At 65.3% G+C, this 15,465-nt stretch carries 11 protein-coding genes; 3 read left to right on the top strand and 8 right to left on the bottom strand.

The window, feature by feature from the left end; translation table 11 throughout:
• Positions 1–231: 231 nt before the first annotated feature.
• Entirely contained in the window at positions 232–3,042 is a 2,811-nt protein-coding gene (locus tag ACTIMF_RS04910) for an aconitate hydratase (protein ID WP_442349154.1), read from the top strand.
• 6 nt (positions 3,043–3,048) lie between these two features.
• Here ACTIMF_RS04910 and ACTIMF_RS04905 read toward each other — a convergent pair whose 3' ends face one another.
• Entirely contained in the window at positions 3,049–3,549 is a 501-nt protein-coding gene (locus ACTIMF_RS04905) for a DUF309 domain-containing protein (RefSeq protein ID WP_442349153.1), read from the bottom strand.
• Between the two features lie 123 nt (positions 3,550–3,672).
• Here ACTIMF_RS04905 and ACTIMF_RS04900 point away from each other — a divergent pair, with 123 nt between their 5' ends.
• Both ACTIMF_RS04900 and ACTIMF_RS04895 read left to right on the top strand, forming a co-directional pair.
• Positions 3,673–4,416: an SDR family oxidoreductase gene (locus tag ACTIMF_RS04900; protein WP_442349152.1), complete on the top strand. Its 744-nt coding sequence runs from the start codon at positions 3,673–3,675 to the stop codon at positions 4,414–4,416.
• A gap of 78 nt (positions 4,417–4,494) precedes the next feature.
• A complete protein-coding gene (locus ACTIMF_RS04895; protein ID WP_442349151.1) occupies positions 4,495–5,358 on the top strand; it encodes a TIGR03620 family F420-dependent LLM class oxidoreductase in 864 nt (287 codons plus the stop codon).
• A 48-nt stretch (positions 5,359–5,406) separates the two neighbouring features.
• Here the strand turns inward: ACTIMF_RS04895 and ACTIMF_RS04890 are convergent, their stop codons facing one another.
• The 7 genes from ACTIMF_RS04890 to ACTIMF_RS04860 form a co-directional block, all read right to left on the bottom strand.
• Complete coding sequence (locus ACTIMF_RS04890) at positions 5,407–6,063, bottom strand: response regulator (protein WP_442349150.1); 657 nt, start codon at positions 6,061–6,063, stop codon at positions 5,407–5,409.
• Entirely contained in the window at positions 6,060–7,352 is a 1,293-nt protein-coding gene (locus ACTIMF_RS04885) for a sensor histidine kinase (RefSeq protein ID WP_442349149.1), read from the bottom strand. The genes ACTIMF_RS04890 and ACTIMF_RS04885 overlap by 4 nt, the downstream gene beginning before the upstream one ends.
• Positions 7,353–7,357: 5 nt before the next feature.
• Positions 7,358–8,935, bottom strand: a complete 1,578-nt coding sequence (locus ACTIMF_RS04880) for a nitrilase-related carbon-nitrogen hydrolase (protein WP_442349148.1) — start codon at positions 8,933–8,935, stop codon at positions 7,358–7,360.
• A 132-nt stretch (positions 8,936–9,067) separates the two neighbouring features.
• The gene (locus ACTIMF_RS04875) at positions 9,068–9,691 is read right to left on the bottom strand and encodes a LutC/YkgG family protein (RefSeq protein ID WP_442349147.1); all 624 of its coding nucleotides are present in this window, start codon (positions 9,689–9,691) and stop codon (positions 9,068–9,070) included.
• The gene (locus ACTIMF_RS04870) at positions 9,688–11,202 is read right to left on the bottom strand and encodes a LutB/LldF family L-lactate oxidation iron-sulfur protein (protein WP_442349146.1); all 1,515 of its coding nucleotides are present in this window, start codon (positions 11,200–11,202) and stop codon (positions 9,688–9,690) included. Before ACTIMF_RS04870 ends, ACTIMF_RS04875 begins: the two co-directional genes overlap by 4 nt.
• Positions 11,199–11,954: a (Fe-S)-binding protein gene (locus tag ACTIMF_RS04865; RefSeq protein ID WP_442349145.1), complete on the bottom strand. Its 756-nt coding sequence runs from the start codon at positions 11,952–11,954 to the stop codon at positions 11,199–11,201. The genes ACTIMF_RS04870 and ACTIMF_RS04865 overlap by 4 nt, the downstream gene beginning before the upstream one ends.
• Positions 11,955–12,080: 126 nt before the next feature.
• Positions 12,081–15,465: AMP-binding protein (locus ACTIMF_RS04860; RefSeq protein ID WP_442349144.1), on the bottom strand; the 3,385-nt coding region annotated here is incomplete at its 5' end.

Raw genomic sequence — 15,465 nt, 5'->3', positions numbered from 1 at the left:
CGGTCTATGAGTCTGTATGCCACACCAGATGGTGGTCTCGAGTCTCAGCATCTGTCCAGGCGGACTCGTGGCAGCAGACCTGCTGAGCGTTGGGTTCCCCGTCGGGCGCAGTTCAGCAGCTAATGGCAGCACTTCCGCGTACGGTCGGAAGTAGTCGCCACGAGCACCCGGCTCTCAGCGTTCTCAGCCCCCTTCGAAGCCGTGTGCAGGCGGCGGAAGGTGGACGCTCTGATGATTTCGAACAGTTTCAACGCCCGGGACCAGGTCGACGTGGGTGGCACAGCCTACGAGATGTACCGAGTCGACCGGATCGATGGTTCGAGCCGTCTTCCGTACAGTCTCAAGGTGCTCCTGGAGAATCTGCTTCGTAACGAGGACGGGCGACTCGTCACCGACGCCCAGATCGAGGCATTGCGCGACTGGGACCCGACATCGGAGCACAACCCCGAAATCCAATACACGCCGGCGCGCGTGCTCATGCAGGACTTCACCGGCGTGCCGTGCGTCGTAGACCTGGTCGCCATGCGCGATGCGATGACCGACTTGGACGGCGATCCAGCGAAGATCAACCCGCAGATCCCTGCCGAACTCGTCATCGACCACTCGGTGATTGCCGACGCGTTCGGGCGGCCCGATGCATTCGGCATCAACGCGCAACTGGAGTTCGAACGGAACAGGGAGCGGTACCAACTCCTACGATGGGGCCAGCAGTCGTTCGACGACTTCCTGGTGGTGCCGCCCGACACCGGCATCTGTCACCAGGTGAACCTCGAATATCTCGCGCGCGTCGCCTTCACTCGGGACCGCGGCGGCGTCACCCAGGTCTATCCGGACACTCTCGTCGGGACCGACTCGCATACACCGATGGTCAACGGCCTCGGAGTGCTCGGCTGGGGCGTCGGCGGCATCGAAGCCGAGGCAGCGATGCTCGGTCAGCCGATGAGCATGCTCATCCCCCAGGTGGTCGGCATCAGACTCAGTGGCGAGCTGCCCGACGGCACTACCGCGACCGACCTCGTTCTCACCGTCGCAGAGCTGCTGCGCGGGATCGGCGTCGTCGGCAAGTTCGTGGAGTTCTTCGGGCCGGGCGTCGCCAACGTGCCGCTGGCTACCCGCGCGACGATCGGCAATATGAGCCCCGAGTACGGGTCGACGGCGACGATGTTCCCGGTCGACGCCGAGACCCTCGACTACCTGCGACTCACCGGCCGCGGCGAGCACGAGATCGAACTCGTCGAAGCGTACGCGCGAGAGCAGGGCCTCTGGCACGACCCCGACCACACGCCCGACTTCTCGCTTGTCGTCGATCTCGACCTGTCGTCGGTGGAGCCGTCCATCGCCGGACCGACGCGTCCCCAGGACCGCATTCCGCTGGGCGACGCGCCCCGGACCGTGCTCGGACTACTCAGCGGCGACGCGGACGGATCGCGTTCGGCCACAGACGGCGTCGACAACGCGTCCGCGGACTCGTTCCCGGCGAGCGATCCGATCGCGTTGGGGTCCAGCGACGGCGACGACGCTCCCCCACGACATACCTCGAACGAGCAGCTCACCGCCAACGCGCAGCTCGGCTGGCCCAGCGATCCGGCCGACGTGGTCATCGACGGGACCGCAGCCATCGTCGACCATGGCGACGTCGTCATCGCTGCGATCACCTCGTGCACCAACACGTCCAACCCGGCCGTCATGCTCGGCGCCGGGCTCTTGGCCAAGAAGGCTGTCGAACACGGGTTGCGGACGCGTCCATGGGTCAAGACGACCCTCGCGCCCGGGTCGCGGGTCGTCACCGACTACTTCGAGCGTTCCGGGCTGACTCCGTACCTCGACGAATTGGGGTTCAACCTGGTCGGATACGGATGCACCACGTGCATCGGGAACTCCGGCCCCCTCATCACCGAGGTCAGCGAGGCCGTCGGCGCCAACGACCTCAACGTCTCCGCCGTCTTGTCGGGAAACCGCAACTTCGAGGGCCGTATCCACCCCGAGGTGAAGATGAACTTCCTGGCCTCTCCCCCGCTGGTGATCGCCTACGCTCTCGCAGGCAGCCTGCACACAGATCTGCTCACCGAACCGCTGGGGACCAACGACGACGGCGAGCAGATCTACCTCCGCGACATCTGGCCGACCGGCGAGGAGATCAAACAGGCGGTAGACGAGAACGTCGAAGCCCGGATGTTCACCGACGGCTATTCGGACGTCTACGCCGGCGACGACAATTGGCGCGGGATGAGCGTTCCCGAGAGCGCCGTCTACGACTGGGACGACGAGTCCACCTACATCAGGCGGCCACCGTACTTCGACGGCATGGCTCGCGAACCCGACCCCGTGCGCGACATCGACTCGGCACGAGTACTGGTCAAACTCGGCGATTCAGTGACGACCGATCACATCTCCCCCGCCGGCGCGATCAAGACCGACAGCCCCGCCGGTCGATACCTCGCCGACAAGGGCGTCGCACGGTCGGACTTCAACTCGTACGGTTCGCGCCGCGGAAACCACGAAGTGATGATCCGTGGAACGTTCGCGAATGTGCGGCTGCGTAACCGACTCGTCCCCGGCGTTGAAGGCGGGTTCACTGCCGCGTGGCCCGGCGGCGAACAGACAACCATCTACGACGCATCGACGACCTACCAGGAACAAGGCGTCCCGTTGATCGTCATCGCCGGCAAGGACTACGGTTCGGGTTCCTCGCGTGACTGGGCAGCCAAAGGCACCAGGCTGCTCGGTGTGCGGGCGGTGATCGCCGAGTCATTCGAGCGGATTCATCGCTCCAACCTCATCGGAATGGGCGTGCTGCCGCTGCAGTTCACCGGCGGCGAGACCGCCGACTCACTGCACCTCGACGGCGACGAGGTCTATTCGATCTCTGGGATCACGTCCGGAGACGGACTCGCCGACGAGGTCACTGTGAACGTCGAGAAGGACGGGCAGACGCGTGACTTCACGGCGACCGTCCGGGTCGACACGCCTGCCGAGGCGGCTTACTACCTCAACGACGGAATCCTCCCGTACGTGCTGCGGAGGCTACTGGCCGACGACTGACGTCACCTACTGACGGACATCGCATACCAGCCGCGGCGCCAACTGCGCAGGCTCGAGGCCGACTCCTCGTCGTAGATCGGTCATGGCCTGCTCTGCATAGGCGATGAGGCCTGCCGCGTCGATGTCGTACGGCACCGGACCGTCATGGCTCGCAATGCGACGTATTGCGCGCTCGAACAACGACAGCGCGCCCTTGGTGTTGCCGCGCTGAACATGTGTGATGCCGACCGCCAATTGCGCCAGCCCCTGCCACAACATGCGTTCCTCGTACGGGCAACTCTTCCACGCCCCTTCGAGTACCTCGTGTGCGTTGAACGCGAGGCCTTGATCGAGGAGGTCCTGCGCCCACGTCAACGAGTCAGCAGGAAGCAGATCGAGGTCGTCGGGAATCCGCTCGACGCCGACGCTCCCGAACGGGAGTGGACGGCCGAGTCGGTCGCGGGGCCGTGAATTGCGGGCACGACCGTCGTCGTCACGATCGCGGTCCAAGTCGCCGGGAGTGGGCATGCACCCATCGTCGCACCCGGCCGGCGTCGATGCGCACATCCATTGCCCGGTGACGTCCGGGCCGTACGCTGAACAGTGAGACGGGCCGGTCTCGGCCTCACGAACCCACGCGAAGGAGAGCCGATGAAGATCGCAGTCCTCGGAGCAACCGGAACCGCAGGTCGGCTGGTCGTGCGCGCCGCGCGTGCTGCCGACCACGACGTGGTCGAAGCGTCCCGTGCAAGCGGGGTTGACCTGCACACCGGGGCCGGGTTGTCGGACGCGATCGCGGGCTGCGACGCCGTCATCGACGCGTCGAATCCCTTCCCGACCGACCCTGCCGGCGATGTGGTCTCGGCGTTCGCCGACGCGAGTCGGCGTGTCGCAGACGCGTGCGAGCAGACCGGCGTGCGGGCGCTCGTGCACCTGTCGATCTGCAACATCGACGCCGCGGCCTTCGACGAGTTCGATTACTACGTCGCAAAACGAGCCCAGGAGAAGGTCGTCACGGCGTCGTCGGTGCCGCACGCGATCGTCCGATCGGCGCAGTGGATGGAGTTCGCCCTCAACCCCGCCGCCGTGGAGCAGTCTCACGACCGCGTCCTGGTTCAGGACTGGTTCATCCAACCGATCGCGGTGGCGACGGTGGCCGACGTCCTGGTCGAGACATGCACAGACCGCCGGCATCGCGACATCGCCGGACCCGAGCAGATCAGGCTCCCGGATCTGACCGGTCGGTACCTGCGCGCGATCGACGATCACCGGAAAGTCGAAGGTGTTGCGGCACCGTTCCCCGAAGTCTCCGAGGGCGTCCTCCTCGCCTCGCCGAACACCGAGATCCTCGGTCCGGGGCCGACCGAATGGCTCGCCGGACTGGAGCACGGCTGACCTCCGTTCCGACTGCCTGAAGCAAGAACCCCGCACATCGTTCACACGTCCGTGCGCCGACGCAGGTAGCGTCGAGTTATGGCTCAACGACGCACCAGTGTGTGGCAACCATTCTTCCTGGCCGGTGACAGCCGGAGCGCTGTCGTCGACGCTGCGCGTGAACTCGAGAGCCTCGGGTATTCGCGAATCTGGTCGTCGGCCGGCTTCGGTACTAGTGTGCCGCCGCGCTTTCGCGAGATATTGGACGGGACAACCGATATCGGGGTCGCAACCGGGATCGCCAGTATCTGGCACGTGCCGGCGACCGACGCGGTCGATTTCACCGATTCTGCGACGCGCGCTCACCCCGGCCGCTTCCTACTCGGACTCGGAGCGAGCCACGCCGCAGTGGTGGACGGCGACAGCACCAAGTACCGCAAGCCGTACTCGAAGATGGTCGAGTACATCGACGCTCTCGATGCCGCCGGACAAACACCTGAGCAACGAGTACTCGCCGCACTCGGACCGAAGATGCTGAAACTCGCACGAAACCGTTCGGCCGGGGCACACCCCTACTTCACGACCGTCGAACACACCGTCGAGGCCCGCGAAGCTCTGGGTTCGGATCCGCTCCTCGCGCCGGAAGTCGCGGTCGTCCTCGACGACGACCCGGCCGCTGCGCGTGCCACGGCCCGGCAGTACACGACCGGCTACCTGGCACTACCCAACTACACCAACAACCTGCGTCGCTTCGGATGGTCAGGTGCCGACTTCGCCGACGGAGGAAGCGATCGACTCGTCGACGCTCTCATTCCGTGGGGATCGATCGAGCAGGTGACGGCCGGGATTGAGGCGCACTTCGCCGGTGGCGCCGACGAGGTGACGATCCAGGTCCTCAACGGCGGCAACGCAAAGCAGTTCCCCGCGGAGGAGTTCCGGGCATTGGCCGCCGCTTTGATCTGAGGGCTGGACCGGCCAGCGTCCGCGGCCGCGTTAACCGCCCCGTCGCGCTCAACGGCGGGCGATCCCGTTGCGCCACGCGAAGACTGCGATCTGTGTCCGATCCGCCAACCCGAGTTTGTCGAGCACGCGTCCTACGTGCGCTTTGACTGTCTTGTCGCTCAGATGGAGTCCTGCCGCGATCTGCCGATTGTTCTCACCTTGGGCGATATGGCCGACCACTTCGAGTTCTCGGTCCGTCAGCGAGTCGATCGCGGAGCCGTTCTGATCGGCGCCCCGGAGCCTGCGAACCACACGTGCCGCGATGCGCGGGTGCAACACAGTCTCACCGTGAGCGGTGCGGCGGACAGCGACGGCCAACTCATCCGACCCGACGTCCTTGAGCACGTAAGAGTCCGCCCCGGCACGCAAGGCTGCGAAGACCCACGAATCGTCGTCGAACGACGTGAGGACCAAGGTCTTGGTCTTCGGACTGAACTCTTTGATGCGCCGGAGCGTCTCGATGCCGGAGATACCGTCCATGACAAGGTCTACCAGCGCCACATCCGGCCGATGACGGGCTGCGAGGTCGGCACCTGTTCCACCGTCGTCTGCCTCTCCGACGACTCTGATGTCGTCTTGCGTTGATAAGAACGCGCAGACTCCGCGCCGGACCATTCGGTGATCGTCGACGATGATGACCGTCAACGGAGAGTCGTCGCTGTTCATCTGTCCCCGTTCGTGTCCTCTTCGACGGCAGCACCGCCCACCTCCGCATACACTCTGGTCCCTGCGCCGGGAGACGACGTCACCTGCAACGTGCCATCGGTCGCTTGGACACGTTCGGCCATCGTCTGCAATCCGAGTCCGCTCCGCTGTGCCGCCGTATCGAAACCGCAGCCGTCGTCGATGACCAGCACAGAGATCCGCGACTCCGGGCAGTCGACGGCCACCCTGACCGCGGAGGCCCCGCTGTGCCGCTCCACGTTGGCCAGCGCCTCTTCGACGACGCGGATCACGACGGCAAGGCTCCGAGAGCAATCGGTCCGTGTTCGCACGTCGGCGCACACGTCGAGGACCGTGGTGACGCCACTGCGTCGCGACCATCTGGTGGTTACCGTCTCCAACGCCGCCCGTAGCCCGACTCCGCCGAATCCTGCGGACGGCTGCAATTCGTGGATCACGAGGTTGAGTTCGGCACCAGCCCTGCGGGTCAGTCGATCCGCCTCGAGCAACGAGTCGTCGGCGGCGGCGAGGTCTCGCCTAATCATCGAGCGCGCCGCGCCGATCTGCATGCCTGCGGCGAACACCTGCTGTTTGACGCTGTCGTGCAAATCCTGTGACAGTCGTCGGCGCTCCGCCGTGACGGCGAGGTGCGCGATCTGCGCCTGTGCTTGTTCCAGACTGGTCATCGTGTGTTCGAGGTCGGCCTTCGCCGTGTACAGCCGACGCACTGTGTAACCGAATGCGCCGCACGCCAAGTAGATTCCGAAGTTGAAACCGACCACCAGCCACTCGGCGGGTCCTAGATCCGGCGACGAGAGGCAGTGCAACCCCCACAGCGCTGCGCCCCAGCAAGCGGCTGAAGGCGGACGTAGGACGATCGCCGCCCGGACGGCGAGAAGCATCAGAAGGAAGCCGAACGCTTCGAAGGTGTCTGAACCGAGTCGCATCGCGGTGACCACCGCAACGGTTGCCAGCGCCAATGCGACCGCGTAGCTGCGCGGCGACCGTGCCGCCCGCGAAGCCCACACGATCAGTGCCCCGTACGCGATGCAGAGCAGCACGCTCGCGATGCGAGGGGCCACACCATCGATTCCGGCCGTCCCGATACCGCCCATGAGAACGAGGACCAGATAGGTCATTGCATCGAACGCGTGCGACCGAGGAATGCCGCTTCGGCCGGAATGGGTGGACTGCACTCCCGCGAGGGCACGGATCTGCTCGGCCGGGTGAGTATCGGTCACCGTCTGGCGACGGTGACCGATGTCGCTCCAGAGAGCACGTCGCGCGGCCATCGAGTTCAGTGTCCCACGCGGACGCCCGGCCCGAGTCCACCACGAGACACCCGGCTGGCCCGCACTGCCAACACGCCGGCCCCGACGAGCAGGGCGATCGCCGCCCATGCGAAGGCGTCGCCGACGATGGAGTACGGCGTTCGGTGACCGTTCGTGGGCACTTGGGCGATCATCGTCTGCTGCTCAGTCGACTCGTACTCCACGAAGGCCAACCGGTCCCCGCGCGGGCCGAATGTCGCAGCCGCTCCCTCGTCGTCCTGGCGGATCACCGAGTAGCCCTGTTCGATGGCGCGGATTCGAGACTTCTGAGTGTGCAGCCGTCCGAAGCCCGGCCAATCGGCAGCAGGAGTAAGTACGATGTCGGCGTCAACATCGGCGGTATCGCCGAAGTCCAGGTCATAGCAGATGATTCCGGCCAGCCTCCCGAACTCGGTGTCCAGCGTCGGCACCGGATCCGTGCCGGGCGGCGTCGGTTCCATGCCGACGAGCGGATGGGTCTTGTCGTACTCCCACCGCAGTTCTCCATCGGGCCCGACCAGTGCGGCGATATTCCGCGCGTACGGCTCGACATCGGTGTAGACGGCCGTCGCCAGTTGGATGTAGGCCGAATGCTCGGCGGCGATGGACCCGCCGCGGCGGTACAGGTCGCCGAGATCCTTCTCCATCACCTGGGTCGACGCTTCCGCCCAGACGATGATCTTCGCTCCGGCTCGTGCTTCGCGTGCGCTCTGCGCGAGAAGGTCGGCCGTTACCGGCGCCATTGTGCGAAAGATGAGATCCCCGTCGCCCCCGTGGACCACGTCCTCGGGGTCCGGCAGGTCCGCACTCACGTTCTGCAAGGACCGTGACGGGGTGATTCCCGCAATGCGGACTGTTTCCTTGGTCTGCTCGGCCCACAGCAGGAACGAACCCGCAGCGACGACGAGTGCCAGCGTGGCGGCGAACCACGCCGCCGGACGCAGATGCGGTGTTCTGCTCCAGATCTCGTTGACCACAGGCGCTGTCCAGGCGACGAGGAAACTCACGCCGTACGCACCGGTCAGCGAAGCGATCTGCAACAGTGACAGATTCTCATGCTGGGTGGCCGACAACATCCCGAACACCGTCCCGTACGGGCTGACGGCAGCAATCAGGAATTCAACCGCAACTCGTGCGGAGGGAAAGACCAGGGTGGAGATCACTGTGTGGCGCTCGCGAAGTCGAGTCGCGATCAATCGGTCAGCCAGGAAGGGCAACACCAGTAACGCATTCAGAGCCGATGCGCCGATGATGGCCGCCGTCGGCGGTCCGTCTGTCGGCAAGCGGATGCTCAGGACCCATACGGCCGCGGCGACGATCTGGACTCCGAGTAGGACCGAGGTTCCCGCCAGGATCGAGGTCCAGCGGAACCAGCGCAGCAGCGGGATCGCGAACAGCCACGCTGCGATCCAGATATCTGGGTTGCCGTGCTGTGCGGCAAGAAGTAGGAGCAGCCCGCAGATCAGCAACCACGGCCGCTGTCTGCGTCCCGGCACCTCTGAGCGGTTCGGTAGTTCGGGATCTGACTGCCGAGCATGCGATGGAAGACGAAGCGAAGCGGACATACCAGAACGCTACGAACATCGTCGGCGCGCCGGTAGGGACCTCAGAACACAATGCACAGCGACCGCAGGCGCAGTAGCCCCTCGTTCCGGCGAGCGGGGTGAGGTGACCGAACGGCGAACCGTGACTACGGTTCAGCGGGCGATCACCACGTGCAGATTGCGCGGGCCGTGGACCCCCTCCACACGCTGCAACTCGATGTCCGACGTCGCAGACGGCCCGCTGATCAGGGTGGTCGGGCGTTCGGGCACGAGTCGGCTCATCGCCTCGGGCACTCCGACTTCCACGGTAGACAGATCGACGACGCAGACGTGCAGATCCGGTACCAGGGTGAGCGCCCGACGTCCTTGGTCGGGGCTGCCGTCGAGGAATATCGTGCCGGTCTCAGCGCAGGTCACACGCGAGCCGGTGACGACGCCGTCGAATGAGTCGAGCTGTGTGGCGGGTACGTCCGGCGAGTCGATCACCACGTCCCCGTCGAACTCCGAGAGCCACGAATCATCGAGTCCCGGAGGTAATCCCACGCACGTGACTCCGGCCCCGTGTAGGACACGCGCAACGGTGCCGGGTACATCGCCCGCCGCACAGGGATGCACGGTCGCCTTGTAGTCGAGGAGACGGTCGGTCAGCAGATCTTCGAGTTCTTTGCTTGTCATTGACCTTCCGGTCCGGTATTCGCGAGGAATTTCCCGTCGCACCGGGGGCGCCAGCTTCAGGGCGTCGCGGATCTGTCCGAGTATCACCTCGCGCGAGCTCATTGGCGAGCATCCTTGCGTGCGTCGGCGATCTCCCGACGTCCTTCATCGGAGTTCCACCAGTGCCGAAACGTATGTTTCGGTGGCGACGGGATGTCGCGCGCGTCGGTCCAGCCGCTCAGGGGCGGCGGCAACGTCGAGATCTTCCCCTTCCTCCCTGCCACGAGACGGCCCAGCCCGGCCGCCTTCTGTGCTGCAGTGAATCTCCCCGCTGACGACATCGCGACCGATGCCGCTCGCATCGCGGCCGCCTCGGCCCCGAACGCCGCTCCTTCGACCTTCTGATGCCGCAATTCGACGAGCAGTGACGGGATGTCGATCTTCACCGGGCACGCGTCGAAGCACGCTCCGCACAGACTGGAGGCGAACGGCAACGACGAATTCGGGTCGTGGCTGCCATGCATCCCGGCCAGTTGCGGCGTGAGGACGGCGCCGATCGGTCCCGGATACGTCGAGCCGTACGCATGACCACCGGTCCGTTCATACACCGGACATACGTTCAGGCATGCCGAACAACGGATACAGTTCAGCGCCTCCCGCCCGATCTCATCGGCCAACGCCGCGCTGCGACCGTTGTCCAGGAGCACCAGATGAAACTCCTGAGGGCCGTCGTCGGGCGTGACTCCGGTCCACATCGATGTGTAAGGATTCATGCGTTCGCCTGTCGACGACCTCGGCAGCAGCTGCAGGAACACCTCGAGGTCGGCGTACGTCGGCACCACCTTCTCGATGCCCATCACCGTGATGAGGGTCTGCGGCATGGTCACGCACATGCGTCCGTTGCCCTCGGACTCGACCACCCCGAGTGTGCCGGTCTCGGCGACACCGAAGTTGGTACCCGAGATCGCGACTCGCGTCGTCATGAACTTGTGTCGCAAGAACTTTCGAGCAGCGGCCGCGAGATGAACGGGGTCGTCGTCGAGGTTGGGGTCGACGTCGCTCATCTCTTTGAGGAAGATCTCCCGGATCTCCGAGCGGTTGCGGTGAATCGCTGGGACCAGGATGTGCGACGGAGTGTCGTGGCCGAGTTGGACGATCAGTTCGGCCAAGTCGGTCTCGTACGCATGGATGCCCTCGGACGCGAGATGCTCGTTGAGGCCTATCTCCTGAGTGGCCATCGACTTGACCTTGATGACCTCATCCGACCCGGTCTCGTGAACCAACCGAGTCACGATCTCGTTCGCCTCTACGGCGTCACTCGCCCAGTGCACGACGCCCCCGCGTGCGGTGACCGCGGCCTCGAACTGCTCGAGAAGTTCGGGTAGACGGTTCATCACGTCTGTCTTGATCGCGGACCCTGCGTCGCGCAACTGTTCCCAGTCGGGAAGCTCGCCGGTGACCTGTAGTCGCTTCTCGCGGATCGTGTGCGTCGCCCTGCCGATGTTGCGGCGCAGTTGGGAGTTCGCGAGTTCGTGATGAGCGGCATCAGGGAACGACTCGGTGCCGCGTAGATTCCCCACTCCCTCAGGAGCTCGGGGAGGGAACGCGGGCGTCGGCAGTGCAACCGGGCTCATGCCGTCGCTCCGGAGTGCTTGTCCACCGACGCCAGGATCTCCGCGAGATGTACCGTTCTGGTTCCCATCTGCAGACGCGTCATACCACCGCCGATGTGCATCAGGCACGATGAGTCGCTCGCGCAACAGTACTCGGCTTCGGTGTCGCCGACGTTTCGGATCTTGTCGGCAAGCATGGCGGTGGACGTCTCGGCGTTCTTCAAGGCGAAGGTGCCGCCGAATCCGCAGCACGCGTCGGCCTCGGGCAACTCGACGAGGTCGATGTCGCGCACCTCGCGCAAGAGTCGAAGCGGCTTGCTTCCCACCCGCAACATCCGAAGCGAATGGCAGGTCGGGTGATAGGTGACCCGATGCGGGTAATAGGCTCCGACGTCGGTCAACCCGAGAACGTCCACGAGCAGTTCGGAGAGCTCATAGGTCTTACCTTTGACGGTCTCGACCCCGCCGCACAGGCTCGGCGTTCCGTAGCGGGAGGCGACTATCTCATGTTGATGGCGGACCGACCCGACGCACGACCCGGATGGTACGACGACAGCATCGATCGAGTCGTCGCTGAAGCAGTCGACGTAGTTCTGGACCAACGGCAGCGCGTCGGGCTGATAACCGGTGTTGACGTGCATCTGCCCGCAGCACGTCTGTCCGGGCGGGAACGTGATGTCGTGGCCGAGTCTCGTCAGCAGCAATGCAGTCGATTTCACCGCGTCGGGAAACATCGTGTCTCCGATACACGTGGCGAATAGGGCAATTCGCATACACACCTCCGGGCTAGTGAAGTGGGTCTGTCAAACCGTAACCCCAGTTCCGAACGATGCATCGGAGATTCGGCAACACTCGGGACCGACGTCGCCCGCGTTTCGATGGCAGAGCGTCGATACAGATCACAATGAGTGCGGGTTCGTCGCCTCACTCCATATCGCGAGGGCCCTGGCGAGTGCCTTCGGCGGGCAGTCGGTCGACGAGGTGTGCGCACTAACCTGTCCATCGTCGGCGACGGCGACGACGACTCGATGATCGGTCTCCCAATAGTCGGCGAAGACTAGGGCCACGTCGGCGGGCCGCTCCGTCGACAGTCGGCGCCGCCCTTCACGCGAGTTCCATTCGCGTTCGAGACGTATGTACTGAGTGCTGAGTGGGACGAGACGATCTTCCGCGGGAACGAGGTCGGCGAGAGGCCCGAGTCCGCGCGCAGGGCGCCACTCCACATCGATCGACGGTGACGCGGTCGTCACTGCTTCGAGTGATTCCATGAGGGCATGCGCAAGCCGTTCGCGGTCGTCGATGTGGCGGGAGATCCGGTTCACGCCGGTGACGAACTCGCGGTCGGTGTCTGCAGACCAAGCATGGCTGCGAATATCGAGGTCGCCCGGAGCGGCGTCGTCCGCAGAGGTCCGTGTTGCGGGAGCCGCGACAGATGCGCCGGATGCAGAAACCAGTCGCGAGGCGAGAAGGTCGGTCGATTCGTGGTCAAGAACCAGTGGCGACGCTCGCACGGTGAGCGTTCCGGCGTCACGGTCGACGACCACGAGTACCGGTGCCGACGATTCGTCTGCGCGGTGGGAGGCCTCGACGACGGCCACAGCGCTCACGTCACCGAGCCGGATGCGCGGACGTCCGTGCCGCGACACGGAGACCGTACGCCGCAGTGCGCTGAAATGCGCCGAGAGGTCCGTCACTCGTTGGCGGATCTCGTTCCCACTCAGTCCTCCGGGGAGATCGACCGTGGAGACCGCTTCGCGCATATCCGCGGTGAGCCAGCGTGACGAGGGCGGGAGGGACACAGCTGAGGTCACCGGCGATTCGGGGGTTCCCACTCGAGTTCCGGCAGGCGTGCTCTCGATGCGCGGACAGTCAACGTCAAGGGCGTCGAGCAGCGCGCCGATCGACCGGTGCTCGAACACGTCGGCCGCCGTGAATTCGATGCCGGAGTCGCGGGCACGCCTGCTCAACTCGACCAGATGCATGCTGTTCGCACCCATTGCGAACAGGTCGGCGTCCACGTCAACGCTTTCGCGACCCAAGACCGCGGCAGCCAGATCGGCGACGAGGAGATGTGTCTCGGAGGCATGGACGCGCTGTTCGCCGGCGGCCGTGGTCGCCGTCCGCACTGTTCCGTAGTCGACCTTCCCGCTGGGTAGGGTAGGTAGTTCCTCGACTACGTGCACCGCGCCGAGCGTGACGCCCGGCGGGAGCAGGCGCGACGCCGCGAGTACGACAGTGTGTGGCTCAAGCCGTGACGAGGCGACGATCATCGCAACGAGGATGTCGGCACCCGCCTCGGCGGTCGCTATTGCCGCAGCCGCGGCTCGAACGCCGTCCAGGGAGGTCAGTGCGGCCTCTACCTCTCCCCTTTCCACGCGGACACCGTTGACCTTCATACCGCCGTCGGCACGACCGAGAAGCGTGATGGTTCCTTCGTCGTCGATCCGCGCGCGGTCGCCGGTGCAGAACATCCGCGCACCAGGCGAGTCCGGATCGGCGACGAACGCCGTGGCGGTGGCACCACGGTCGGAGGGGTAACCGTGGGCCAGCGCCGGTCCCGTCACGTACACCGTGCCGACTATCCCTGACCGCACCGGACGGAGTCGGCCGTCGAGAACACGGATCACACTCTCGTCGAGACGGCCGATGACCCCACTGCTCTGAGCCGCAGCAGGCGCCTCGATGACGTCTCCCGCGAGTTCGGCGCACCCGTACGAGTTGCGTACGTCGGCGGACTTCTCCGACAGCGCTGTGATCAGATCAGGGTGTGTGGCCGATCCGGTCAGCACGACTCGTTCGAGCACGGCCACAGACGACGGCGACTGGTTGAGCAAGTTCTCCCACACTGTCGGTACCGCCATGAGATGCCGACATGACGTGGTGTCGACCACGGTCGCCAGGGCGTGAGGGTCGGTGCGTTCATGCGCGTCGGTGACGTACAGAGCGGCGCCGGCGCACAGGGCATCGGCTATCTCGGTGATGCCGTCGACGAAGTTGAGTGAGCTCTTGGCCAGTCGGACGTCACCTAGGTCGATGGGCCACGCCTGCTGTGCCCACCGGATCCGGGTGGCGAGGGCACGATGGCTGACAGCGATCGTCTTGGGTACGCCAGTGCTTCCCGACGTCGTTCCGATATAGGCCACCGACTCCGGGTGCGGGAGCGGCAAAGGGCGATCGGTCGGCATCGTATCCGACCGGGCGGCGAGTCGCTCGATTGGCGAGCCGAGACGGCCCAGCATTTCGATACCGTCACCGTCTACGACCGCGCCCGCTGTCGTAGACGAATCGAGCACGCTGCTGATCCATCCCGATGGGTATGCGAGGTCGATCGGAACCGCGACCATCCTTGCTCGCCAGATTCCGAGCAACGCGATCACTCGATCGACTCCGCCGCAGAGTACCGCGACCCGCGTCTGTGGCTCGAACGCCTGAATCAGGCGACGCGCGAGCGCGTCGGCCGACGCGCCGACGGCGCAATAGGTCATCGTCGTCGGCGGCCCGTCTGGCGATGTGCCGTACAACAGCGCCGTGCAGTCCGCCCTATCGTGGATCTGTGTCCGGACCATCTCGACCACCGTTGTGGCGAGCGCGACTGCCGGTGCTCCTCGTGACTCGGGATGCAACGGTGCGGACACCGAGTCGTCGACGATCCGATCCGATCCGAGAGCGAGGTCGGTCAGGAGATCTGCGGTCAAGCGGGCGATCGCGCGCGCGGACGCCGAATCGACGACCGACGAGAGGTGGTCGACTTCGACCACCGGCGGTATGTCGGCCGTGCCTAGATCTACGGTGATACTGAGAGTGAACTGACTGGTCCCGTTGAACACCGGGTCGCTAACCACCGACATCTGCGTCGGCCGGGTGACCACGCCCGGGTTCGTCCGTGTGGCGATCATGAGCGACGGCGTTCGGTCGGCGTTCCATCGGTTGGCCTGCGCTGCTGTGACCAGGTCGAAATCGACGTCGCGGAAGTCCAGTGCACGGTATGCCGGTGGCGTAGTCATCGCTACCGTCTCCGACAACGTCGCGGTCGGGTCGACGGTGATCGGGATCCGTACCAGGTTTCCGAAGTACCCGACCGCGGCATCCGAGTCCGTCCGGTCCACGACTGGGGTCGCGACAGAGAATTGGCGCGCTCCGGTGGCGGCGTGGACGGCGATCGCACCGGCGGACAGGACGGCCGAAAACACCGAGCCGCGCGCGTCACTCGCAGCTCGCCCGAGAGCAGCACCGTCGGCCCGCACTTCGACGCATTGACGACCACCGGCCGAATGCGTCGGGCCG

The sequence above is a fragment of the Gordonia sp. (in: high G+C Gram-positive bacteria) genome (assembly GCF_052106715.1).
Lineage (GTDB): Bacteria > Actinomycetota > Actinomycetes > Mycobacteriales > Mycobacteriaceae > Gordonia.
Note: the sequence above shows the minus strand (reverse complement) of the source record. Positions and strands in the feature narration are given on the sequence as shown.